The sequence below is a fragment of the Lebetimonas sp. JS138 genome (assembly GCF_000523335.1).
Taxonomy (GTDB): Bacteria; Campylobacterota; Campylobacteria; order Campylobacterales; family Nautiliaceae; genus Lebetimonas.
Map to the genome: position 1 here is coordinate 1475859 of NZ_ATHT01000001.1, position 22583 is coordinate 1498441.

29 protein-coding genes and 1 pseudogene are annotated in these 22583 nt (G+C 31.9%); 29 read left to right on the forward strand and 1 reads right to left on the reverse strand.

Features of this window, described 5'->3' with window-relative positions; translation table 11 throughout:
• From nifD to DZ67_RS11110, 21 genes and pseudogenes are all read left to right on the forward strand, one after another.
• Window positions 1-1485 (forward strand): nitrogenase molybdenum-iron protein alpha chain, encoded by a 1485-nt coding sequence (nifD, locus tag DZ67_RS0108315; RefSeq protein WP_024791027.1) that lies wholly within the window; start codon window positions 1-3, stop codon window positions 1483-1485.
• On the forward strand, window positions 1473-3020 hold the full coding sequence (nifK, locus tag DZ67_RS0108320; protein ID WP_024788178.1) for a nitrogenase molybdenum-iron protein subunit beta: 1548 nt from the start codon (window positions 1473-1475) through the stop codon (window positions 3018-3020). Before nifD ends, nifK begins: the two co-directional genes overlap by 13 nt.
• A 110-nt stretch (window positions 3021-3130) precedes the next feature.
• The gene (gene nifE, locus DZ67_RS0108325; protein WP_024788179.1) at window positions 3131-4489 is read left to right on the forward strand and encodes a nitrogenase iron-molybdenum cofactor biosynthesis protein NifE; all 1359 of its coding nucleotides are present in this window, start codon (window positions 3131-3133) and stop codon (window positions 4487-4489) included.
• On the forward strand, window positions 4486-5769 hold the full coding sequence (gene nifN / locus DZ67_RS0108330; RefSeq protein ID WP_024788180.1) for a nitrogenase iron-molybdenum cofactor biosynthesis protein NifN: 1284 nt from the start codon (window positions 4486-4488) through the stop codon (window positions 5767-5769). Before nifE ends, nifN begins: the two co-directional genes overlap by 4 nt.
• A complete protein-coding gene (locus DZ67_RS0108335; RefSeq protein ID WP_024788181.1) occupies window positions 5762-6217 on the forward strand; it encodes a NifB/NifX family molybdenum-iron cluster-binding protein in 456 nt (151 codons plus the stop codon). The genes nifN and DZ67_RS0108335 overlap by 8 nt, the downstream gene beginning before the upstream one ends.
• Before the next feature lie 10 nt (window positions 6218-6227).
• On the forward strand, window positions 6228-6677 hold the full coding sequence (locus tag DZ67_RS0108340) for a NifX-associated nitrogen fixation protein (protein ID WP_024788182.1): 450 nt from the start codon (window positions 6228-6230) through the stop codon (window positions 6675-6677).
• Window positions 6678-6679: 2 nt separating this feature from the next.
• Window positions 6680-7198, forward strand: a complete 519-nt coding sequence (locus tag DZ67_RS0108345; protein WP_024788183.1) for a flavodoxin — start codon at window positions 6680-6682, stop codon at window positions 7196-7198.
• 9 nt (window positions 7199-7207) lie between these two features.
• Entirely contained in the window at window positions 7208-7534 is a 327-nt protein-coding gene (locus DZ67_RS10075; protein ID WP_024788184.1) for a nitrogenase-stabilizing/protective protein NifW, read from the forward strand.
• Window positions 7535-7537: 3 nt separating this feature from the next.
• The gene (locus DZ67_RS10080) at window positions 7538-7921 is read left to right on the forward strand and encodes a nitrogen fixation protein NifZ (protein ID WP_024791556.1); all 384 of its coding nucleotides are present in this window, start codon (window positions 7538-7540) and stop codon (window positions 7919-7921) included.
• A 39-nt stretch (window positions 7922-7960) separates the two neighbouring features.
• Complete coding sequence (locus tag DZ67_RS0108360; RefSeq protein ID WP_024788186.1) at window positions 7961-8341, forward strand: 2Fe-2S iron-sulfur cluster-binding protein; 381 nt, start codon at window positions 7961-7963, stop codon at window positions 8339-8341.
• Window positions 8342-8357: 16 nt separating this feature from the next.
• Window positions 8358-8648 (forward strand): 2Fe-2S iron-sulfur cluster binding domain-containing protein, encoded by a 291-nt coding sequence (locus tag DZ67_RS0108365; RefSeq protein WP_024791028.1) that lies wholly within the window; start codon window positions 8358-8360, stop codon window positions 8646-8648.
• 90 nt (window positions 8649-8738) lie between these two features.
• Complete coding sequence (gene rpoN, locus DZ67_RS0108370) at window positions 8739-9980, forward strand: RNA polymerase factor sigma-54 (RefSeq protein WP_024788188.1); 1242 nt, start codon at window positions 8739-8741, stop codon at window positions 9978-9980.
• A gap of 35 nt (window positions 9981-10015) precedes the next feature.
• The gene (locus DZ67_RS0108375; protein WP_024791029.1) at window positions 10016-12013 is read left to right on the forward strand and encodes a hypothetical protein; all 1998 of its coding nucleotides are present in this window, start codon (window positions 10016-10018) and stop codon (window positions 12011-12013) included.
• A 95-nt stretch (window positions 12014-12108) separates the two neighbouring features.
• On the forward strand, window positions 12109-12492 hold the full coding sequence (gene rpsL / locus DZ67_RS0108380) for a 30S ribosomal protein S12 (protein WP_024788191.1): 384 nt from the start codon (window positions 12109-12111) through the stop codon (window positions 12490-12492).
• A 197-nt stretch (window positions 12493-12689) separates the two neighbouring features.
• Window positions 12690-13157 (forward strand): 30S ribosomal protein S7, encoded by a 468-nt coding sequence (gene rpsG / locus DZ67_RS0108385; protein ID WP_024788192.1) that lies wholly within the window; start codon window positions 12690-12692, stop codon window positions 13155-13157.
• 110 nt (window positions 13158-13267) lie between these two features.
• Window positions 13268-15349, forward strand: coding sequence for an elongation factor G (gene fusA / locus DZ67_RS0108390; protein WP_024788193.1), 2082 nt, complete (start codon window positions 13268-13270; stop codon window positions 15347-15349).
• 326 nt (window positions 15350-15675) lie between these two features.
• A complete protein-coding gene (locus tag DZ67_RS0108395; RefSeq protein ID WP_024791030.1) occupies window positions 15676-15903 on the forward strand; it encodes a DUF6364 family protein in 228 nt (75 codons plus the stop codon).
• Entirely contained in the window at window positions 15900-16316 is a 417-nt protein-coding gene (locus tag DZ67_RS0108400; protein ID WP_024788195.1) for a PIN domain-containing protein, read from the forward strand. Before DZ67_RS0108395 ends, DZ67_RS0108400 begins: the two co-directional genes overlap by 4 nt.
• Window positions 16317-16437: pseudogene (locus DZ67_RS11330) on the forward strand (hypothetical protein); the annotation flags it as partial.
• A gap of 113 nt (window positions 16438-16550) precedes the next feature.
• Window positions 16551-17249, forward strand: a complete 699-nt coding sequence (locus DZ67_RS10085; protein ID WP_051428224.1) for a ModD protein — start codon at window positions 16551-16553, stop codon at window positions 17247-17249.
• Window positions 17224-17358, forward strand: a complete 135-nt coding sequence (locus DZ67_RS11110; protein WP_255327389.1) for a hypothetical protein — start codon at window positions 17224-17226, stop codon at window positions 17356-17358. Before DZ67_RS10085 ends, DZ67_RS11110 begins: the two co-directional genes overlap by 26 nt.
• Here the strand turns inward: DZ67_RS11110 and DZ67_RS0108410 are convergent.
• Entirely contained in the window at window positions 17342-17737 is a 396-nt protein-coding gene (locus DZ67_RS0108410; protein WP_024791031.1) for a DUF6858 family protein, read from the reverse strand. The genes DZ67_RS11110 and DZ67_RS0108410 overlap by 17 nt on opposite strands.
• A gap of 109 nt (window positions 17738-17846) precedes the next feature.
• On the opposite strand from DZ67_RS0108410, the gene DZ67_RS0108415 reads away from it, so the two are divergent.
• The 8 genes from DZ67_RS0108415 to DZ67_RS0108450 form a co-directional block, all read left to right on the forward strand.
• Window positions 17847-18857, forward strand: coding sequence for a M99 family carboxypeptidase catalytic domain-containing protein (locus tag DZ67_RS0108415; RefSeq protein WP_024791032.1), 1011 nt, complete (start codon window positions 17847-17849; stop codon window positions 18855-18857).
• A gap of 1 nt (window position 18858) precedes the next feature.
• Window positions 18859-19158, forward strand: coding sequence for a hypothetical protein (locus tag DZ67_RS0108420; protein ID WP_024788197.1), 300 nt, complete (start codon window positions 18859-18861; stop codon window positions 19156-19158).
• A 27-nt stretch (window positions 19159-19185) separates the two neighbouring features.
• The gene (locus DZ67_RS10655) at window positions 19186-19362 is read left to right on the forward strand and encodes a hypothetical protein (RefSeq protein ID WP_173391320.1); all 177 of its coding nucleotides are present in this window, start codon (window positions 19186-19188) and stop codon (window positions 19360-19362) included.
• 59 nt (window positions 19363-19421) lie between these two features.
• A complete protein-coding gene (modA, locus tag DZ67_RS0108430; RefSeq protein WP_024791033.1) occupies window positions 19422-20132 on the forward strand; it encodes a molybdate ABC transporter substrate-binding protein in 711 nt (236 codons plus the stop codon).
• Window positions 20125-20508 carry a TOBE domain-containing protein gene (locus tag DZ67_RS0108435; protein WP_024788198.1) on the forward strand — a complete coding sequence of 128 codons (384 nt, stop codon included), beginning with the start codon at window positions 20125-20127 and terminating at the stop codon, window positions 20506-20508. Before modA ends, DZ67_RS0108435 begins: the two co-directional genes overlap by 8 nt.
• Window positions 20501-21178, forward strand: coding sequence for a molybdate ABC transporter permease subunit (modB, locus tag DZ67_RS0108440; protein ID WP_369792201.1), 678 nt, complete (start codon window positions 20501-20503; stop codon window positions 21176-21178). The genes DZ67_RS0108435 and modB overlap by 8 nt, the downstream gene beginning before the upstream one ends.
• Complete coding sequence (locus DZ67_RS0108445; RefSeq protein WP_024788200.1) at window positions 21165-22025, forward strand: ABC transporter ATP-binding protein; 861 nt, start codon at window positions 21165-21167, stop codon at window positions 22023-22025. The genes modB and DZ67_RS0108445 overlap by 14 nt, the downstream gene beginning before the upstream one ends.
• Window positions 22026-22140: 115 nt before the next feature.
• A partial coding sequence (locus tag DZ67_RS0108450) for a transposase (protein WP_024788201.1) occupies window positions 22141-22583 on the forward strand: 443 nt, incomplete at its 3' end.

Below are 22583 nucleotides of genomic sequence, written 5' to 3' on the forward strand. Positions count from 1 at the left end.
ATGTCAGAAAAAACATTGAAAGAATTACAGGAAGAAGCAATAAAAGAAGTATTGAGTGTTTATCCTAAAAAAGCGGCAAAAAACCGCTCAAGACATTTAGGTGTTGCTACTCCGGAAGATGAAAGCCAAAAAACGGCGGGAAATGTAAGAAGCAACAAAAAAACGGTTCCTGGTGTTATGAGCCAAAGAGGATGTGCATATGCCGGAAGTAAAGGTGTTGTATGGGGTCCTGTAAAAGATATGATTCATATTTCACACGGACCTATCGGATGCGGTCAATACTCCCGTGCGGGAAGAAGAAACTATTATATAGGAACAACCGGGGTTGATACTTTTGGAACAATGAACTTTAGTTCTGATTTTCAGGAAAAAGACATCGTTTTCGGCGGTGATAAAAAACTTGCTAAATGTTTTGAAGAAATTGATGAGCTTTTTCCTCTCAACAGGGGTATTACCGTTCAATCAGAATGTCCAATTGGTTTAATTGGTGATGATATACAGGCAACATCAAAAATTTATTCTAAAAAAACAGGAAAAGTAATCGTTCCTACAAGCTGCGAAGGGTTTAGGGGTGTTTCTCAGTCTTTGGGGCATCATATTGCAAATGACGTAATAAGAGATTATGTAGTTGATCCTAATGTCCCGACTTACGGTAAAGAAATAGAGCCAGGCCCTTATGATATAGCAATTCTCGGGGATTACAACATAGGAGGCGACGGCTGGACAAGCAGAATTTTACTTGAAGAGATGGGTTTAAGGGTTGTTTCACAATGGACCGGGGATGCAACTTTGAAAGAGATGCATCAATCATCAAAAGTAAAACTTGTTCTTGTGCACTGTTATCGTTCTATGAATTATATCGCAAGGCATATAGAAAGGGAATACGGCGTTCCATGGGCTGAGTTTAATATGTTCGGACCGACCAACATAGCAAAATCCCTTAGAAAAATAGCATCTTTTTTTGATGAAAAAATTCAGGAAAATGCTGAAAAGGTAATTGCAAAATATCAACCGATGGCTGATGCTGTAATAGAAAAATACAGACCGAGACTTGAGGGTAAAAAAGTAATGCTTTTTGTGGGCGGTCTCAGACCAAGACACATTATCGGGGCTTATGAAGACCTTGGAATGGAAGTTATAGGGACAGGTTATGAATTTGCTCATGATGACGATTATGAAAGAACAAAAGAAGATATCAGTAATTCCACTATTATTTACGACGATGTAAATGAGTATGAATTTGAAGCTTTTGTTAAAAAATTACATCCTGACCTTGTAGGTTCCGGTATTAAAGAAAAATATGTATTCCAAAAAATGGGGCTTCCATATAGACAAATGCACTCATGGGATTACAGCGGTCCTTATCACGGATATGACGGTTTTGCAATTTTTGCAGCAAATATGGACCTTGCTATTAATTCGCCTGTTTGGAAAATAGATGATGCGCCGTGGGAAAGTAAAGGAGAAGAAAAATGCAAAATGTAGAAAATATAGTAGACGGACAAAAACTGTTTTTAAAACCTGAATATCAGGAACTTTTTAAAAATAAAAAAAATTTTGAAAGCGCAGCCGGGGCAACCGACCCTGAAAAGGTAAAAGAAGTTGCAGAATGGACAAAAACCTGGGAATACAGAGAAAAAAACTTTGCAAGGGAAGCCATTACAATCAATCCGGCAAAAGCATGTCAGCCGTTAGGGGCTGTAATGGCGGCACTCGGATTTGAAAAAACCATGCCTTATGTGCATGGAAGCCACGGGTGTGTTGCGTATTTCAGGTCTTATTTTACAAGACATTTTAAAGAACCGACTCCTTGTGTGAGTGATTCCATGACAGAAGATGCGGCGGTTTTCGGAGGTCTAAGTAATATGAAAGAAGGGCTTAAAAACTGCTGTGCACTTTATAAACCGGATATGATAGCTGTTTCAACAACATGTATGGCTGAAGTTATAGGTGATGATTTAGGTGCGTTTATTACTGCAGCCATTGAAGAAGACAAAGGAGAGTTCATTCCTGAAGGTATGCCTATTCCTTATGCACACACACCTTCATTTGTAGGAAGCCATATTACCGGATATGACAATATGATGCACGGTATTTTAGGCCAGCTTACAGAAGGAAATGTTGATAAAACAAACAAAAAAGAGAGAATTAATATAATTCCCGGGTTTGAGCCTTATGTTGGAAGCATAAGGGAAATTAAGAAAATTCTTGATGAATTCGGTTATGATTATATTATTTTAGGAGACCATTCCGACCAGTTTGATTCACCTGCCGGTAAATATAAAATGTTTGTAGGCGGAACTAAACTTGAAGATGCAAAAGACTGTGGAAATTCAAAAGCCACAATTTCATTGCAGAAATATGCAACCAAAAAAACAATGAAACTTCCAAAAAGATGGAAACAGGAAAGAGTTTTTGCAAATCCTATAGGACTTAAGGGCACTGATGATTTTATAATGAAAATATCTGAACTTACAGGTAAAGAGGTTCCCGAATCTTTGAAACTTCAAAGAGGAAGACTTGTGGATGCAATGCAGGACAGTTATCCGTATATGCACGGTAAAAAATTTGCCATTTGGGGCGATCCTGACTTTTTACTCGGAGTTGTAAGCTTTTTACTTGAAATGGGTGCAGAACCTACACATGTATTATGTAATAACGCTCCTAAAGGATGGGAAGAAGAGATGAGAACGCTGCTTGACACTTCTCCTGCAAAAGATGATTTACATGTATGGGCAGGAAAAGATTTATGGCATATGAGAAGTCTTCTTTTCACAGAACCAGTTGATTTTATGATTGGTAACTCTTACGGAAAAGAGATTTACAGGGATACTGGAATTCCACTAATCAGAATAGGATTTCCTATATTCGACAGACATCATTTGCACAGATATTCAATAAGCGGATATGAGGGTGCCCTTAATCTGTTAACATGGATAGTAAACGGTGTTCTTGATAGGTTAGATGAAGAAACAAAAGACATAGCAACAACCGATTACTTCTTCGATTTAATAAGATAATCTTCCCTTTTTCGGGAATCCTTCCAATTTTTTTGTTCTTTTTATAATTTTTCTTTTATAAATTCCCCAATTTAGAATAAAAAATGCATATCCTTTTAAAAGGAGCTGATATGGTTGGAAGAAAAAAAATAAAAGAATTATTAAATGAGAGTGCCTGCGAGCATTCAAAAAATAAAAAACAAGGCTGTAATATAGTTAAACCCGGTCTTGGAGCGGGAGGATGCGCTTTTGAAGGTGCGCAGATTTCTCTTTTTCCGTTTGCTGATGCGGTGCATCTGGTTCACGGCCCCCAAACATGCCTCGGCGCTTCGTGGGAAACAAGACAGACTCCGAGCTCATATAAAAAAGCGAATTTTACATATATGGGTTTTACCACAGGTATTACAACAAACGACATAATTTTCGGAGGTGATAAAAGGCTTGATGAATCCATTGAATATATTATGAAAAAATATTCTCCCGAGGCCATTTTTGTATACCAGACCTGTGTAACCGCTCTTATAGGTGATAATATAGATTCAGTTTGTAAAACAAAAAGTGAAAAATTTAATATTCCAATAGTGCCTGTGCATGCACCGGGTTTTGTCGGAAGTAAAAATCTCGGTTCAAGACTTGCCGGTGAAGATGTGTTGGAATATCTTATAGGCACAAAAGAGCCTGAATATACCACCCCTTATGATATTAATATAATAGGAAATTATAATGTTACTGGTGATTTGTGGCAAATTACCCCTGTGTTGGAAAAGATAGGTATCAGGGTTTTAAGCACATTAAGCGGAGATGGGAGAATTGAAAAAATAAAAACAGCCCACAGGGCAAAACTGAACGTAATAAACTGTTCAAAATCTTTAATAACGCTTTGCAGGAAAATGAAAGAAAAATATGATATTCCCTGGATATCCGCCTCATTTTACGGAAAAAGTGAAACATCTGCTTCCATTATTAAGATAGCCAAAGCTTTGGGAGATTCTGAACTTGTTGAAAAAGCTATTGAAGTAACAAAAAACGAAGAAGCTAAAATCGATAAAAAGCTAAAACCGTATATTGAAAAATTCAGAGGAAAAAAAGCTGTTTTAAATACAGGAGGTGAAAAAGCATGGTCTATAGCTTCAGCTCTGAAGGATTTGGGAATTAAAGTTATAGCCACTTCTGTTGCAAAATCTGTTGAAAGTGATATAAAAAAAGCAAAAGAAATTTTGGGAGAAGATATTATTTTAATGAAATCCCCGGCGTCTGAGCAGATAAAAATAGTGGAAGAATATGGCGCTGACATTCTTTTAGGCGGGGGAAGAAGTTTGTATACCGCTTTTAAAAAAGGAATACCTTATATTAATGTAAATCAGGAAAAAAAGAAAATTTACGGAGGATACGGGGGACTTCTAAATTTAGCAAAAGATTTGGACAATGTTTTGGATAATCCGGTATTTAAAAATTACTCAAAAAAAGCACCTTGGGAGGTTGAATTATGAATACAGTAAAAAAACCGCTTCAGGTAAATCCTATAAAACATTCCCAGCCTATGGGTGCTGCTCTGGCATTTATGGGGGTTAAAAACTGCCTTCCTTTAATGCACGGTTCTAAAGGATGTGCTTCATTTACAAAAGTTTTTCTGACAAGTCATTATAATGAACCAATTGCTATGTACAACACTTCCGTAATAGATATTACCGCTGTTCTTGAGGGCGGATATGAAACAATATTAAAAGCTGTGGAAAATATAATCAATAAATATAAATTTAAGCCCGATTTAATAGGCCTTCATACAACAGGGCTTACGGAAACAAAAGGAGATGATGTAAAAAGTGTTAAAAATTTTATAGACATACCTTACTGTTACGTAAACACGCCCGATTTTGAAGGCGGTATGGAAAGCGGATGGGCATTGGCCACAAAATCTTTAATAGAACAGTTTACAGAGGTGAAAGAAGAGATTAATTATAAAAAGATGTTGCTTTTGCCAAATGTATCCCTGCAGCCTGTTGAAATTGAAAAAATAAAAAGTTTTTGCGAAAGTTTCGGTTTTGAAACATATGCCCTTCCGGATATTTCCACCTCGCTTGACGGATGTTTAAGAGAAGGACAGGGGAAACTCGGAAACGGAGACATTACTTTAGATGATATTAAAAATTTAGCAGATTCGGCTTATGTCGTTACAATAGGGGAATCAATGAAAATCGCTGCAGATGCTCTTTTAGAAAAAAATCCAAAAATTAAACATAAACATTTCAACAGTTTAACAGGGTTAAATGCAACTGACAATTTTGTGGCATTTCTTATGAATATCTCTCAAAAAGAACCGTCTGAACATATAAAAAAATGGAGAGGCAGGCTTTTAGACGCTATGCTTGATACCCATTTTGTAATAAGCGATAACAAATTTGTCATTACAGGTGAACCTGATATGTGCTATGGAATAAGCGAACTGCTTTACAGTGTAGGGGCTAAAATAAAGGCTGTAATAGCAACTACCCCATCAAATGTGTTAAAAGATATTAAAGCGGAGAATGCTTTGGTGGGTGATTTGGAAGATGCTGAAAGTTTTTTAAATGAGTGTGATATGTTAATCAGTAATTTCCACGGGGAACGGATATTGCACTCTTTAGGAAGTAATGCAAAATTAATTGTAAGAGGTTTTCCAAATTATGAAGAATTTGGAAATCAGTTAAAAAATGACCAGCTTTATGAAGGCGGGGCATATTTTTTATTTGAAGTTGCGAACATACTGAATAAGGAGCTTTCACATGGCTAAAACTGTAAAAATAGACGTAATCTCAGAAGGAGATGAAAAAAATGTATTAAAAGTTGCCTTTGCAACGGATGATATAAAAAAAGTTAATCAAAATTTTTCAAGAGCAAAAAAATTTATTGTTTACGATATTACAAAAGAGGGATATACAACAAGCGGAATTATTGAAACAGATACTTCCAATCTGCCTGAGGGGGAAAAAACGGAATATAAAATTTCGGCTTTAAAAGGCGTAAATATAATGTATTGCAAAAGCATTATAGGCGGTGATGCCGCAAAAGTTATCTCTTCTGGCATTACCCCGGTAAAAGTTAAATATACAGACGATATTGAAGAACTGTTAAATCAGTTTGTATATATGTTAAACAATAATCCCCCGCCTTGGATTAAAAAAATTATGCATTTTGAAACTGAAAAAGACCCGAGACTTGATTTTTGGAAATATGAATAAAAGGGTAATAATGAAAGAAATTAAATTTGACAAAGAAGATTTTAAAAAAGAGCTTGTAAGACAGCTAAGAGCTTCTGATCAGTTTGGAAGCTGGTCTAAAATGAGCGATGAGGAACTGTTAACAAAAAAATATGTAAAAACAAAAGAAGAACTTAAAAATATTCCGATTATTGCGGATATTGATGAAATCTGGATAAATGAAATAAAAATGATTTTCAATGCCCTTGCCTTATTGTTTGAGAGAAAAACCGGTGTAATGTGTAATGTTGTTATGGAAATGAGTCATGAAGGTTTCGGTAGATGTGTCGTTATTGCGGATAAAATTGTTTTGGTTAACAAATATTTTAAAGATGCGCACCGTTTTAGTTATAGAACTCTTGAAAAACTATATGAAGACGGGGAAAAAATGTTAAATAAAGCCTATAAAACATATTTACAGTATAAACCATGCAAGGATTAAAAATGGCAAAAATTGGAATATTTGTAGGAAGCAGCGGAGGAGTTACCCAAAATGCCGCAGAAATGCTTGAGGAATTTTTTGAAGAGAGTGAACTTATAAATATGGAAGAGGATTTTGACGGCATTGAACAGTTTGAAGAATATGATGTGTTGCTTTTAGGCTCTTCAACCTGGGGACAGGGGGACCCTCAAAGGGACTGGGTCGACCCGCTTTTTGAGCTTGAAAATGAAATGCCGGATTTAAGCGGTAAAAAAGTCGCTTTCTTCGGTGCCGGGGATCAGGTTACACACGGGGAACATTTTGTAAGTGCTTTGGCAAAACTTAAAGAAGTTTTTACAAAGCTTGGAGCCGATTGTGAATACGGTTACTGGCCGATTGATGGATATAATTTTGAGTATTCGGCATCTGCGAAAGACGGAAAATTTTGCGGTTTGGCCATAGATGATATTAATCAGCCGGATTTGACCGAAGAAAGAGTGGCCGCATGGGCTGAACAGATTAAAAAAGAGATGAATCTTTAAGGAGAGGTTATGGGTAAACTTGAAGAGTTTAAAAAACTGAAAACTATAGAGGAATATTTTGATTTTTTTGATATTGAATATGATAAAAATCTTGTAAGTGTAAAAAGATTCCATATTTTAAAAAAATTCGGTGAAATGCTTGAAAAATCAAAAAAAGAAGAGTTTGAAAATGAGCAAAAAGAGCTGGATTTTTATAAATTTGCCTTTTATAATATTTATAAAAATTTTGAAAACGGTTATTCCCCGAGTGCTGCGGAAATATGGGACACATTCAGCAGGCCGTCTCCTTGTAGATTCTGTCTTGGCGCAAGCAGCTGCAGCAGTGTAAAGGAGTAAATGATGAAAAAATTAACAGTAGCTGAAGAAGGATTGATTTCATCTTCAACAAAAGATGAAATACTTCCCAAATTTAAAATAGGTCAGAGGGTCAGGATAAAAGTCCCTATAAAAAATGACGGAACAAACCCTTTTTATGAAAGAAACGCCATTTTGATTGAACCCGGGGAAGAGGGATATGTTAAGCATATCGGGGATTTTTTACAGGTAATAAGAATTTATGAAGTCCATTTTTTGGAAAAAGGCGTAATTTTCGGATGCAGGGAAGATGAGCTTGAAGCGGTGGAAGATGATGATTTTTATGATGAGGTGGAAGAAGAATTAAAATGGATTAGAGAACACCGTGCGAAAAAAGAGAAAAAACAGATTCAAAGTAAAAGTACATAAAATGAATCTGTTTTAAATAAATAAAAAAAAGGAGAATAAATGGTAAGTGTGATTTTTTGCGGATTCGGTGAAGGAATGGATAAAAGGATTTTTGCAAAAAAAGGTGATTTACTTTTAAGAGTTGCAAAACTAAACGGGGTTAAAATACCGAGTGAATGTGAAGACGGTACCTGCGGAAGCTGTGCCGTTAAAATTGAAGAATTAAAATTAAAAGATACATTAAAACCGGATGAAGAGGGTTATGACCCGGAAGCCGTTCCGGTATATATGGAAGATAAAGAACTTAACACTTTGATAGAAATGGGAGCCATTTCAAAAAAAGAGGCTGAAATAGCCCAGCAGTATAACAGACAAACACCTATTAGACTTGCATGTCAGTGTATTATACAAACAGACATACTTGTAAAACCATTTGAATAAAAAAAAGGAGTAAAAAATGACAACAAGAGTAGAGATTGTAAATGATTTTTTAGCTGTAAATGTTAAACCTGGTAAAACTATCCAGGATATTGTGGAAGCATCCGGTTCCGCTTTACCTTTTGGTTGCAGAGACGGAGAATGCGGAACCTGTGTTGTATATATTGAAACAGGGATGGAGTATTTGAATGAAATGAATGAAAAAGAAAAAGCTGTTATGAAAATGTTGAATGAAAACAGCCCTAAAGCAAGACTTGCATGTCAGATGAAAATTGCTAAACCGAACGGACTTGTACGTATAAGGTATTAGTTCCGATTCTTTTTGAATCGGATAATTTAGCCGTTTTCGTTTAGAACAAAAATTGCATATAATATTGTAAAAATATTATATGGGGTTTTTATGGAACTAAAACAGAGTTTGTCTCAAAAACAGGTGCCGCGCCTTTCTATGAAAATGTGGCTTCCGATACTTGAGTGTTCAGTTACAGAACTCGATGAGCATTTAAGAACCATATCTTATGAAAATCCCTGTATTGAAATATCAAACAAAACTTCACCAAAAGCTTACAGTGAATATGTAAACCGTGTTTCAAACGCTTCAACCGATTCTATAGAAGCTTTGAGCATAAATGAAAAAAATTTATATGAAATTTTGGAAGAACAGATAATTCCGCCTTTATTCCCTACAAAAAAATCCCAAAAAGTTGCAAAAGAGATTATATTAAATATAAATAAAGAGGGTTATTTTGAGGGAAATATAGAAGAAATTGCCAATATTTGCAATGTTACGCCTACATTTGTGGAATCTGTAAGACAGCGCTTTGAATACTTGGAGCCTAGCGGAATAGGCGCAGAAAATTTTAAAGAGGCTTTTTTGTTCCAGCTTGTGGAATATGATTTAGATGATGAACTCAGCCTGCTTTTAAGTAATATAATTAAAAATTTCAGTTCTATGGACAAATTTATCAACCATCCACGTTTTAAAGATGCAAAAGATATTTTAAAGCGTTTAAAATATCCCCCTGCCGTTGAATTTAAAAAAAACAAAGAACATATTGTTCCGGATATGCATATTTTTTTTGAAAAAGGTGAATTAGTTATTATGATGAACAGCCAGTTTTATCCGGATGTTAAAATAAATTTTGTAAACGATTCGAATAATTATCTGAAAAAGAAATTTAAAGAGGCGAAAGAACTTGTGAATATGCTGGATCTCAGAAAAAAAACCCTTTATAATATTGCGTTAATCATTACCGAAAAACAGTATAGCTTTTTTGTAGGCGGCAGTTTAAAACCACTTAGGTTAAAAGATGTCGCCAAAGAATTAGGATTTAACGAATCCACAATTTCAAGGGCAATAAAGAATAAATTTATTCAGACAGAATGGGGTATATTTGCATTTAAAGATTTTTTTGCAAATAATATAAACAATGTTTCAACTGTTGAAATAAAAGAATTTGTAAAAAATCTTATTGAAAATGAAAATCAGGAAAAACCTTTAAGCGATAAGGAAATTCTTGAATTTGTAAATAAGAAATTTAATATAAATATGCAAAGAAGAACCATTGTTAAATACAGACAGGAGATGAATATACCTTCTTTTAAGGAAAGAAAATTTATATATTTAATTAAAAATTCATAATTTTATTTTTGCTATAATTAGCAAAAAGGGAAAATATGAAAAAATTTTTAATTTTTTTCTCTTCTGTTATTGTAATATTTGCAGCTTTTATAGTTTTTTTATTTACGCCTCCGGGAAACGCGCTTTTAAAACCTATCGTTGAAAGTCAGATTAATTCAAAATCCCCTGTTAAAATTTCTTTTGATAAATTTAGGGTTGGCTTTGGCAATATTGATTTAAAAATTAAACTTTTAAAAAATTCGGTAGCAAATATTAAAGGAAATTATTCACTTTTTTCCCAGAATTTCAATATTAATTACAATGTTCATATTGATAATTTAAATAATTTAAAAAATATAGTTAATTATCCACTAAGAGGAAGTGTGGATACGAGTGGAAACATTAAAGGAAATATCAAAGATATAAAAATAAAAGGAATCACAAATTTTGCAAAAAGTAACAGTAATTATTTTGTTGAACTTAAAAATAAAAAAGTTTCAAAAATTTTGGCAGATATTAAAAATCTGGATTTAGCAAGCCTTCTTTATATAGTTAATAAACCTAAATTTATAGACGGAAAATTAAATTCAAACATTGTTTTAAACAGTATTGATATTAACAATTTGGACGGGAATATAAAAGCTTATATTAAAAATGCAACTGTTAACAGGAATTTATTGAAAAAAGAGTATAATTTAACACTTCCAAAAACTGCGCTTAATTTAAATGCAAAAGCTTTAATGAAAGATAAAAAAATAAACTTTTTTGCCAATTTAGTTTCCAATTTATTAAAGGCAAATATAAACGGCAAATTTGAAAACAATTATTTAAGTTCCAAATATATTGTTTTGGCCGATAATTTATCTGTTTTAACACCTGTTATAAATCAAAAAATAAGGGGAAAATTTAAAACAGAAGGCAACATAAAAGGTAAAACAGACAATTTATTGGTAAAAGGAATCGCATATTTAGCGGGCGGAAATATAGATTATCAAACAAATTTGGGTAAAAAAGAATTAATTTATAGAGTGAATAATATTAAAATAAATAAACTGCTTTATATGGTTTATCAGCCGATATACAGTTACGGAAATATTAACTCAAATGGAAAAATTTATTTTAACAAAGATTTAAACGGAAAAATAATTGCCAATATACAAGGGAAAACAGATAAATATGTGTTGTATAAAGAGTTTAATTTTACAAATGCTGCTATTTCATATAATCTAAATTCAAATGTCAATATAAAAAATTCAATAGCTTTAATAAATACAAAATTAAATTCAAATGTTGTTAATGCTAATTTGCCGGATGGAAAATACAATATTAATAAAAATATATTTACAAGCACTTATTCAATAAATATTCCAAATTTAGACAAACTCTATTTTGCAACAAAAAAACATTTAAAAGGTAAAATTAGGGTATTTGGAAATATAAAAAAGGATAAAGATTTATTAATTACAGGAAACTCTAAAACACTCGGAGGTAATATAAATTATAAATTATTAAACAACGATTTTACATTAAATGCAAAAAATCTATATGTTGTAAAACTTATGGATATGCTTATGTATCCTCAAATTTTTGATTCAACCGCAAATATTGATTTGAAATATAACCTTTTAAATAAAAAAGGCGTTTTGGATGCTAATTTGATTGACGGCCACTTTTTACCTAATAAGCTCAGCTTTTTAATAAATTCTCTGGCTCATTTTGATTTAACAAGAGAAATTTATAAAAAAACAACTATTCACTCTATTATAAATGATAAAAAAATAATAAGCGATTTGGATATGAAAAGCAAACTGACTCACATTTCTTCTAAAAAAGCTTTTGTAGATTTAGATAAAGAATATATAGACTCAAAGCTTCTTTTAGAAATAATGAAAAGACCAATTTATATTAAATTAAAAGGTAAATTAACTTCTCCATCTATAAAAATTGATGCAAGTAAATTTTTAAAAGCAGAAATTAAAAGGAAGGCTAAAGAAGAGATAAAAAAACAGATTGAAAAAAATTTGCCTATTCAAAATTTCTTTAAAGGATTTTAATTTCCTTTTTTTAAGTAAATAATAAATAAAAAAATTTAATAAATTTCTTTTATTTTGGTATAATTCCACACTAAAAAACTGATTAAAGGAAAAGAATGCCTACTATAAACCAATTAGTTAGAAAAGGTAGAAAACAAGTTATTAAAAAATCAAAATCACCTGCACTTGTAAGCTGTCCTCAAAGAAGAGGGGTTTGTACAAGAGTATATACGACTACTCCTAAAAAACCGAACTCTGCACTTAGAAAAGTTGCAAAAGTTCGCCTTACCAGCGGGTATGAGGTAATTAGTTATATACCCGGTGTCGGTCATAACCTGCAAGAACATAGCATTGTGCTTGTAAGAGGCGGTAGGGTAAAAGACTTGCCTGGGGTTAAATATCACATCGTAAGAGGTGCGTTGGATACCGCCGGAGTTAAAGGAAGAGTACACTCAAGAAGTAAATACGGTACTAAAAAAGCAGAAGCCGGTAAAAAATAATTTTTGATTTTTGTGTAGTTTAGGTTAATTTGCGTTTTGGTTATAGTAGGAGGAATTTTTAATGGAAAATGTAAAATGGAAAATGTAAAATTCCATTTTTAATTGTTTAATTGTCCATTGATTTGCCTCCTCACTGCCAAAGCTGGTAGAGTAAGTCCCTGTATATGGGTAAAAAAAACTGAAGAGAAGGAGATTTTATGAGAAGAAGAAGAGCGCCTAAAAGAGCGGTAATGCCGGATCCGGTATTTAAGAGTGAAATAGTTACAAAATTTATTAATAAAATTATGTGGGACGGTAAAAAAACAATTGCCGAAAAAATAGTTTACGGTGCTATTGAAAGATTGGATAGCAAAGGTGAAGAAAAAGGAATAGATGTATTTTTCAAAGCTATTGAAAATGTAAAACCGCTTTTGGAAGTTAGAAGCAGAAGAGTCGGTGGGGCGACATACCAGGTCCCTATGGAAGTGAGACCTGAAAGACAACAAACACTTTCTATCAGATGGATAGTTGATGCCGCAAGAAACAGAAATGAAAGAACAATGGTGGAAAGACTTTCTAACGAACTTTGGGATGCGGCAAACGAAAGAGGAGCGGCATTCAAGAAAAGAGAAGATACTCACAGAATGGCAGAGGCAAACAAAGCATTTGCTCATTACAGATGGTAATATTTTAATGGAAAATGGAGAATTGAAAATGGAGAGCTTTCTCCTCCCCTTTTCTTCAAATTTACAAACTTCAAAGTCTGATATAATTTCAAAAAATTTAAGGAGATAAAATGCCAAGAAAAACGCCTATCGAAAAAGTTAGGAATATAGGTATTGCTGCTCATATTGACGCAGGTAAAACTACAACAACGGAGAGAATTTTATATTATACCGGTGTTAGTCATAAAATAGGTGAAGTGCACGAAGGTGCAGCGACTATGGACTGGATGGAACAGGAAAAAGAAAGAGGTATTACAATTACTTCGGCTGCTACAACATGTTTTTGGAAAGAACATCAAATTAACATTATCGATACTCCGGGACACGTTGACTTTACTATTGAAGTCGAAAGAAGTATGAGGGTGCTTGACGGTGCGGTTGCAGTATTTTGTGCCGTCGGCGGTGTTCAGCCTCAAAGTGAAACAGTTTGGAGACAGGCAAACAAATATCATGTCCCAAGAATTGCATTTGTTAATAAAATGGACAGAATCGGGGCTAATTTTTATGAAGTTGAAAAACAGATAAAAGAAAGATTAAAAGCTAATCCGGTTCCTATTCAAATTCCAATCGGGGCGGAAGAGAATTTTAAAGGTGTTGTGGATTTAGTTCAAATGAAAGCTCTTGTATGGGAAGATGAAGCGGCACTTGGAAGTAAATACAAAGTTGAAGACATTCCGGCTGAACTTAGGGATAAAGCGGAGGAATACAGGGAAAAACTTATTGAATCAGTTGCTGAAACAGATGAAGCATTAATGGAAAAATATTTTGCCGGAGAAGAAATTACTGCTGATGAAATTAAAGCGGCTATTAAAAAAGCCACATTAAATATAGAAATTGTTCCAATGTTATGCGGTACCGCATTTAAAAACAAAGGTGTTCAACCGTTGCTTGACGCTGTAATTGATTATCTGCCTTCTCCTACAGAAGTTACATGGATTAAGGGAATTGACCCTAAAACAGGTGAGGAAATAAGCATAAATCCTGGTGATGACCAACCTTTCAGCGGACTTGCATTTAAAATTATGACTGACCCGTTTGTCGGTAAACTAACATTTACAAGATTCTATTCAGGTGTAATTGAAGCAGGCAGTTATGTATTAAACTCAACTAAAAACAAAAAAGAGAGAATCGGAAGACTTCTTAGAATGCATTCTAATAAAAGAGAAGAAGTCAGTGAATTTTACAGCGGTGAAATCGGAGCTATTGTAGGTCTTAAAAACACATTGACAGGTGATACTTTATGTGATGAAAGCAGACCCGTTATTTTGGAAAAAATGGAATTCCCAGACCCGGTTATTTCAGTTGCGGTTGAGCCTAAAACAAAAGCCGACCAGGAAAAAATGGCTATTGCACTTCAAAAATTAGCAGAAGAAGACCCGAGTTTCAGAGTTGCAACCGATGAAGAGAGCGGTCAGACAATTATTTCAGGTATGGGTGAGCTGCATCTTGAAATTATTGTAGACAGGCTTAAAAGAGAATTTAAAGTGGAATGTAATACAGGTAAACCTCAGGTTGCATACAGAGAAACATTCAAAAAAACAGTCGAGCAAGAATACAAATATGCAAAACAATCAGGCGGTAGAGGTCAATACGGGCATGTATTTATAAGACTTATTCCGCAAGAACCTGGTAAAGGTTATGAATTTGTTGATTTAATTAAAGGTGGGGTAATCCCAAGAGAATATATTCCTGCAGTTGACAAAGGTATCCAAGAAGCATCTCAGGGCGGAATTTTGGCAGGATTCCCGGTGGTTGATTTTAAAGTGGAACTTTATGACGGAAGTTACCATGAGGTTGACTCAAGCGAAATGGCGTTTAAACTTGCCGGAAGCATGGCATTTAAAGAAGGTGCCAAAAAAGCAAATCCTGTTATACTTGAACCGATTATGAAAGTTGAAATTGAAGTACCGGAAGAGTATATGGGTGATGTAATTGGGGATGTAAATAGAAGAAGAGGCCAGGTAAATTCTATGGAAGATAGCCATGGAATTAAAAAAGTAACAGCATTTATTCCTCTTGCAGAAATGTTTGGATATTCAACAGACCTTAGAAGTATGACTCAGGGTAGGGGAACCTATTCAATGGTATTTGACCATTATGAAGAAGTTCCTCAAAATGTGGCGGCAGAAATTATAAAAGAAAGACAAGGGTAATTTTTCCTTGTTTTTTTGTTTTTATAATTAAAGGTGTTTGACACTAATTTATAAGTTAGTCCGATAAAATAACAGGAGTGGTTAAGGAAATCGAGAGGATTTAAAAGAGAAATTGTTTGTAAATTTAAAAGAAAATTAATATCAATTGACAATGGAAAATGATGAAAAGTATTGAAATAAGGGGAATTTTAAATATTTTTAAAGTAACTAACTAATTGAGAATTGGTATTACTTTGATTTATTTTTCATGATGCACAAAATAGTTCATTGAAAATTAATTAAAATTATCGTATAATATTAAAGAAACTATACGATAAGGTAGTAAAATGAATGCTAAAATTACGCTTTACAGTGATAAAGAATTAATTAAAAAAATAAAAAAATATGCAAAAGAAAAAAATACAAGTGTATCTGCAATTGTAAATGAATTTTTTAAATCATTACTTGAAAAAAATGAATCTTCACCTGTTACAAATTCATTAGCCGGAATATTAAAAAATAAAAAATTAGATGAAAAAAATTATTATAAACATTTAGAGGAAAAATATTTATGAAAATGCTCTTAGATATAAATATTGTACTGGATTTTTTTCTTGAAAGAGAACCTTTTTTTGACGAAATATATAAAATATTTAGTGCAATTGAGAATAAAAAAGTAATAGGTTATCTATGCGCTTCAAGTATTGATACGATTTATTATTTAATAGCAAAATCAATTAATAAAAGAACTGCTAATGAAGTTATTTATAAACTTTTAAAAATTTTTGAAATAAGTGAAGTAAATAAAAATACTATACTTGGTGCACTTAAGAGTGATTTTAATGATTTCGAAGATAGTATTATTTATTCAAGTGCTTATTTAAACGGAATTGATTATATTGTCACTCGGGATAAAAAAGGCTTTAAAAAGTCAAAAGTTAAAGTTTTAACACCACTTGAAGCTGTTTCAAAAATTAAAGGTTTGTAACCTCTTGCGGAAATGTTCGGATATTCAACAGACCTTAGAAGTATGACTCAGGGTAGGGGAACCTATTCAATGGTATCCTCAAAATGTGGCGGCAGAAATTATAAAAGAAAGACAAGGGTAAATCTCTTGTTTTTCCCTTAATTTTCCATCTTCAATTGATATAACTTGCTTTTTTATTTTTAAATATTGTATAATTCATCCAACGTTATATAAAAAAATATATAAGGAAAAAAGATGTATTATACAAAAGAGGATATTGCAAGACTTATCAGCGAAGATATGCCTTATTTTGATTTGACTTCCAAACTTTTAAATATTGAGGGTTTGGGCAAGATTACTTTTTTTACCAGAAAAGATGCTGTTGTTACCGGTAATAAATTAGTTGAATTATTATGCAGGGAACTTGATTTAAAAGTAAATTTTAAAGAAAAAGATTCTAAATTTTTAACTGCTGGCAGTAAAATATTTGAAGCCGAGGGGGAAAATGTTTTAATTCTTTGGAAAGTTGCACAAAATATTTTTGAATATGCGCTTTCCGTATCTACCTACACATATGAAATGGTTAAAAAGGCAAAAAATATTAACCCATATATTGAAATTTTAACTACAAGAAAAATAATTCCTTTTACTAAAAAAATAGCCCTGAACGCTATAATAGACGGAGGCGCAATGCCCCACAGAATTACAACAAATGAAACGGTTTTGGTTTTTGATAATTATGTAAAACTTTTCGGAGGCTGGGATAAATTTTTTAAGGAATTTAAAAAAATAAAACATAAAACGATTGAAAAAAAATGGGTAATTGAAACTGATAATTTAGAAATGGCTAAAAAATTAATAGATATTGAAGTGGATGTTATTCAGCTTGATAAAGTGGATATTGAGACAACTAAGCAAGTAGTAGAACTTGCCCATAAGTGCAGGAGGGATTAATACTAATAATGTGGAAGAGTATGCAAAAACAGGGGTTGATTCAATAGTTACAACAGCCCCTTATTTTGCAAAAGGGGCTGATGTAAAAGTGGTTATAGATTCTCTTTAATATCTTTTACCCATCCTTCCATTACATCATTTGCGATTAAAGCGGGAGCTTCAAGAAAAGCTATTTCAAACTTATCTTCAAATTCAGTAACACCGATACTTCTTGGCCTAACAGCAGTTATTTTTCCGTTTAATATTTTATTTCCAAAACAAAATATAATAATTTTGCAGTCTTTAATACCTTTTGCAATTTCTCCGTTTGGAAGATTTTTTGTATGGGTAAAATGGTCAAATTCTCCTATATATGTACATATAGGATGGGAATTAATTTTTTCTTTAAAAAATTTAATTATTTCATCGGTAGTTTTATAGTGTGTTTCATCTTTATATACATCCAATACAAATACCGGATATTTTTCCTGTAAAATCATTTGTTGCATTATGCCTCCTTAAATTTTTTGCAACTTTAGCTTAATAAGTTTAAATTATTATTAATATAAGAAAATATTATATAAATTTGATGTATAATTATAAAAAAAGGTTTTTTAAGTGGATAGAAGAAAATTTTTAATTGCTTCTTCTTTAATACTTCCTACTTTATCTTTTGCAAAATCCCATAATCATATTGTTTTGCCTAAAAAACCATTTGAGTATTTTTATAAAAAAGGAAGTGGCAAAAGAATTTTAATTATCGGCGGAATTCATGGCAATGAAATGGGGGCTTACAAAGCTGCAGATTTACTGGTGGATATGGATATAAAAGCTGATGTTTTAATTATTCCAAGAAGCAATTTTACTTCAATTTTAGCGGATGTAAGGGGATATAACGGGGATATGAACAGAAAATTTGATTATATTTCAAAAAAGGACCCTGATTTTTATTATGTGGAACTTCTTAAAGAGGCAATACTCGATTTTAAACCGGATTTACTGATTTCTATGCATGACGGATACGGATTTAGTTCAAAATACAGGCATTCGTGGGGACAGAGTGTTGTAATTGATGAAGTTAGATATAAAAATTTTGAACTTTTTAAAGAAGCTGAATTTGTTAAAAACAATGTCAATAAATATTTAAAATGGCCAGTTTCTATTATAAACACAAAAACATTTACCGGTAATATTCATAAAGAACAAAAAAAAGCACTTACCGGCTGGTGTTTAAAACATAATGTAAAGGCATTTTGTATAGAAGCTTCCAAACAACTGCCGAGTTTAAAGGATAAAGTTTATACCCATCTTGTAATGCTGAGGGAATTTTTTAATTTATATAATATTAAATCAAATATAGATGAATATATTAAAAATATTTATTTAAAAGAGATTTTTCCAAGCGTTAAACTGAAAATAAATAATCAATTTTACAGAATAAATAAAACAACAAAAATAAAACTTCCTTTAAAAGCCGATATTGAGATAGTGGATATAACAGGCAACAGGGGAAGTTTTATTGTTCCAAAAGGCATTAATTTAAACTGGAGAAAATTTTATTTTAAAAATTTAACATTAGAAGTAAAAAACGATTTTGAAAAAAAATATGAAATACATTTAAAGGGGTAAAATGGCTTATGAACTTATAATAGACAATGATAATAAAAAAATTGAAATTCATTCGGATTTGTGTGACAAATTTATGGAAATTAAAACCGGTTTTAATAATAATTTTGAGTATGTTAATTTTCATTTGTTTAACGAAGTTGAAAATTTTTTGAATAAAGATGAATATAAAGAATATGAAATAGCGGAATGTACAGAATGTAAACCAGTAGAAAACAGAGAAAAATTGGATGAAGAATATGATGATTTTTATGAAGAATTTCAAGAAGATGAAGAAGATAATCCAACTTGCTGCCCTTTTTAGGTATAATTTCACAAAAAGGAGATAAATATGTTTAAAGAATGTTGTCCGGAATTAATACCTGTAATGGAAAAATTAGCTGCTGAAAATCCTCATATTGATGCCTTGATTAAAAGGCATGCAGAGCTTAATAAAATTATAGATGATGTTGAAGCGGGAAGAGAACATATGAATGAAATGGAATTAGATAAATTATATAACGAATGAGTATAATACTAGAATAAAATTTGCATTATATTTAAAAATTAAAGTTGAAAGGGTTATAAATGAAAAAATTTATTATTTTTTTCTTCTTAAATGTTTTTTTATCCGCAAATGAAATATATGTAGCATCTGCTGCCGGAAATGCCTATGCACTGCCTGAAATCATAAAATCTTACAATAAACATTATCCCAAGGATAAAATTAATTTAATTTTGGCGAGTAGCGGAAAACTTACTGCCCAGATAATGCACGGGGCAAATTATGATGTGTTTTTAGCTGCCAATATGAAATATCCTTTTGCTTTGTATAAAAAAAGATTGACATTAACCAAACCTAAAATTTATGCAAAAGGGGCAATAGTTCTTTTTAGCAGAAAACTTTTAAAAGGTGGTTATAAAGATATAATATTAAATTCTGCTTCCATCGCCATTGCAAATCCGAAAACAGCGCCTTACGGGAAAGCCGCTGTCGAATTTTTAAAAAATACGGGATTATACAAAAAAATAAAAAATAGACTTGTATATGCCGAAACAGTTTCGGCAGCACTTAATTATGCCATTCATTCAACAGATTCCGGAATTGTGGCAAAAGCCCTTCTTTTTTCTCCAAAAACAAAAATGTACAAAAATTGGATTGAATTGCCACACAATTACAATTCTATTAATCAGGGGGCGGTATTGTTAAATAAAAAAGGGCTTCGTTTTTATAATTTTTTGTTTTCAAAAGAAGCAAAAAAAATTTTTAAAAAATACGGGTATAATGTAAATGAATAAGATAAAGGCCGATTTAATCAATATTGAAAATAAAAACAATATAAATTTATTAACGTTTAAAAGTGTTAATGAAACGATAAAGGTTGTTATGCTTGAGATGAATTTTGAAATTAAAAATGAAGCTTTTCTATTTTTTAAACCGACAATGGTTTCTTTGTCAAAAGAAAAATGTAAAAGCACAATAGAAAATAATTTAGCGGCTGTAGTTGAAAAGATTGAAATTGGTGAAATTTTTACAAATATTTATTGTAATTTTAACAATGAAGAAATAGAAGTGTTGATTTTAAAAGAATCATTTGAAAAATTAAATATTAATATAGGAGAGAGGGTTTTTTTAATGATTAGGGCAAGTGAAATAGGAGTCAGTGTTGATTGATTTAACACCGTTTTTCCTTTCATTTAAACTGGCTTTTTCAGTAACGGTTATATTGCTTTTTGTAGGTATTCCGTTTTCTTATTTTCTTTCAAATACAAAATCAAAAATAAAACCGGTTTTAGAGGCGTTAAGCGCGCTTCCTATTGTATTGCCGCCTTCAGTTCTCGGATTTTATCTGCTTATTTTATTATCACAGGATTCATTTATAGGAAAAATAATTTATGAAATTTTTAATATAAAACTTGTTTTTACATTTGAAGGGCTTGTTGTCGCAAGCAGTATATATTCTTTTCCGTTTATGATTCAGCCTTTGCAAAACGGATTTGATAATATAGATAAAAAATTGATAGAGGCCAGCTTTTTAAGCGGTAAAGGGAAATTAACCACACTTTTTAAAATAATACTTCCCAATATGAAGAGTTCGATAATGACTGCGGTTATTATCACTTTTGCCCATACTGTGGGGGAATTCGGGGTTGTATTGATGGTGGGTGGTTCAATCCCCGGGAAAACGGAGGTTGCAAGTGTTGCAATATATGATTATGTAGAAATGATGGATTATAAATCAGCCCATTTTTACAGTGCCATAATGCTTATTATAAGTTTTTTGGTTTTATTATTTGTATATATTTTTAATGAAAAACAAAAGAGAAAATATGAATTATTTTAAAATCTTTAAAAAACTTCACGGAAGCAGCGGAAATATGGATTTAGATGCGGAATTTAACCTCGAAAAAGGTGAATTTTTGGCAATAATGGGTGAAAGCGGCAGTGGAAAAACAACACTTTTAAGAATTATCGCCGGACTTGAAAAAAGCAGCAGTAAGATTATTGTGGATAATGAAGTCTGGCAGGATGAAAAAATTTTTTTGCCCCCTCAGAAAAGGAAAATAGGATTTGTTTTCCAAGATTACGCACTTTTTCCAAATATGAATGTAATCGAAAATTTATTATATGTAAATAAAGATTATAATTTGGCCGAATATCTGCTTGAAATAACTAATTTAAAAGAACTTAAAAAAAGATTTCCAAATACACTTAGCGGCGGTCAGAAACAAAGGGTTGCATTAATCAGGGCACTTATGAGAAAACCTAAAATTTTATTAATGGATGAACCTTTTTCTGCTCTTGATCCGAATATGAGAAAAAATCTGCAAAAAGAAATTTTAATTTTACATAAAAAATTTAATTTGACAACAATTATGGTTTCACATTCACCGAGCGAAATTTATAAACTTTCAAACAGGGTGATTGAAATAAACGGAGGAAAAATAATTAAAAATTCAAAAACCAAAGATGTTTTGTTAAAACATAGTGGTTCGGCAAAATTTGCATTTGAAGGTGAAATAATAGATATTAAAAAAAATGATGTTATAAATATTGCGGTTATTTCCATAGGTAACCAGATAACAGAAATTGTTATAACAAAAAAAGAAACAAAAAATTTAAAAGTAGGGGATAAAATAATTGTTTCAACAAAAGCTTTTCATCCTAATGTGGAAAAAATAAAAAAATAAAAAATTTCATATCATATTAAATGAAAAGTGGTTTAAATTATATTTAAAGTTTTTTTCGAGAGTGTTAGCAATTCCGTGTCAGTCAAGGTAAAATACTAAAGAAGAAAGGACTGACATGGAGAAATTTAATTTTGACAAAGCAGTAAAAGATTTATTAGCAGGTAAGAAGATAGGTGGAAAAGATGGAGTATTAGCTCCATTAATTAAAGAATTAGTAGAAGCTGCACTTGAAGCAGAGATTGAATCTCATATTGCAGATGAAGTTTTACAAGGTAAAAGAAATAGAAGAAACGGTTACAACAGGAAAACAGTTAAATCAACATCAGGAGAATTTGAACTTGCTACCCCAAGAGATAGAGAAGGTAGATTTGAGCCTCAAATAGTAAAAAAACATCAAACAACAATAAGTGATGAAATAGAAGAGAAGATATTATCATTATATGCACTTGGAATGAGCTATAAAGATATAAAATCACATATTGAAGAGCTTTATCAAATTTCTATTTCATCAGCTACAATAAATGCAATAACGGATAAAATAATACCAAAAATCAAAGA

What these genes read in the sequence shown, in the direction of transcription:
- DZ67_RS0108365 (WP_024791028.1), top strand. Translation starts at nt 8,358, where the DNA reads ATGACAACAAGAGTAGAGATTGTAAATGATTTTTTAGCTGTAAATGTT.
- rpoN (WP_024788188.1), top strand. Translation starts at nt 8,739, where the DNA reads ATGGAACTAAAACAGAGTTTGTCTCAAAAACAGGTGCCGCGCCTTTCT.
- DZ67_RS0108335 (WP_024788181.1), top strand. Translation starts at nt 5,762, where the DNA reads ATGGCTAAAACTGTAAAAATAGACGTAATCTCAGAAGGAGATGAAAAA.
- DZ67_RS0108375 (WP_024791029.1), top strand. Translation starts at nt 10,016, where the DNA reads ATGAAAAAATTTTTAATTTTTTTCTCTTCTGTTATTGTAATATTTGCA.
- fusA (WP_024788193.1), top strand. Translation starts at nt 13,268, where the DNA reads ATGCCAAGAAAAACGCCTATCGAAAAAGTTAGGAATATAGGTATTGCT.
- DZ67_RS10085 (WP_051428224.1), top strand. Translation starts at nt 16,551, where the DNA reads ATGTATTATACAAAAGAGGATATTGCAAGACTTATCAGCGAAGATATG.
- DZ67_RS0108420 (WP_024788197.1), top strand. Translation starts at nt 18,859, where the DNA reads ATGGCTTATGAACTTATAATAGACAATGATAATAAAAAAATTGAAATT.
- modA (WP_024791033.1), top strand. Translation starts at nt 19,422, where the DNA reads ATGAAAAAATTTATTATTTTTTTCTTCTTAAATGTTTTTTTATCCGCA.
- nifE (WP_024788179.1), top strand. Translation starts at nt 3,131, where the DNA reads ATGGTTGGAAGAAAAAAAATAAAAGAATTATTAAATGAGAGTGCCTGC.
- nifK (WP_024788178.1), top strand. Translation starts at nt 1,473, where the DNA reads ATGCAAAATGTAGAAAATATAGTAGACGGACAAAAACTGTTTTTAAAA.
- DZ67_RS10075 (WP_024788184.1), top strand. Translation starts at nt 7,208, where the DNA reads ATGGGTAAACTTGAAGAGTTTAAAAAACTGAAAACTATAGAGGAATAT.
- nifN (WP_024788180.1), top strand. Translation starts at nt 4,486, where the DNA reads ATGAATACAGTAAAAAAACCGCTTCAGGTAAATCCTATAAAACATTCC.
- DZ67_RS0108395 (WP_024791030.1), top strand. Translation starts at nt 15,676, where the DNA reads ATGAATGCTAAAATTACGCTTTACAGTGATAAAGAATTAATTAAAAAA.
- DZ67_RS0108400 (WP_024788195.1), top strand. Translation starts at nt 15,900, where the DNA reads ATGAAAATGCTCTTAGATATAAATATTGTACTGGATTTTTTTCTTGAA.
- DZ67_RS10080 (WP_024791556.1), top strand. Translation starts at nt 7,538, where the DNA reads ATGAAAAAATTAACAGTAGCTGAAGAAGGATTGATTTCATCTTCAACA.
- DZ67_RS0108360 (WP_024788186.1), top strand. Translation starts at nt 7,961, where the DNA reads ATGGTAAGTGTGATTTTTTGCGGATTCGGTGAAGGAATGGATAAAAGG.
- DZ67_RS0108410 (WP_024791031.1), bottom strand. Translation starts at nt 17,737, where the DNA reads ATGCAACAAATGATTTTACAGGAAAAATATCCGGTATTTGTATTGGAT.
- DZ67_RS0108435 (WP_024788198.1), top strand. Translation starts at nt 20,125, where the DNA reads ATGAATAAGATAAAGGCCGATTTAATCAATATTGAAAATAAAAACAAT.
- DZ67_RS0108445 (WP_024788200.1), top strand. Translation starts at nt 21,165, where the DNA reads ATGAATTATTTTAAAATCTTTAAAAAACTTCACGGAAGCAGCGGAAAT.
- nifD (WP_024791027.1), top strand. Translation starts at nt 1, where the DNA reads ATGTCAGAAAAAACATTGAAAGAATTACAGGAAGAAGCAATAAAAGAA.
- rpsG (WP_024788192.1), top strand. Translation starts at nt 12,690, where the DNA reads ATGAGAAGAAGAAGAGCGCCTAAAAGAGCGGTAATGCCGGATCCGGTA.
- DZ67_RS0108340 (WP_024788182.1), top strand. Translation starts at nt 6,228, where the DNA reads ATGAAAGAAATTAAATTTGACAAAGAAGATTTTAAAAAAGAGCTTGTA.
- DZ67_RS10655 (WP_173391320.1), top strand. Translation starts at nt 19,186, where the DNA reads ATGTTTAAAGAATGTTGTCCGGAATTAATACCTGTAATGGAAAAATTA.
- DZ67_RS0108345 (WP_024788183.1), top strand. Translation starts at nt 6,680, where the DNA reads ATGGCAAAAATTGGAATATTTGTAGGAAGCAGCGGAGGAGTTACCCAA.
- rpsL (WP_024788191.1), top strand. Translation starts at nt 12,109, where the DNA reads ATGCCTACTATAAACCAATTAGTTAGAAAAGGTAGAAAACAAGTTATT.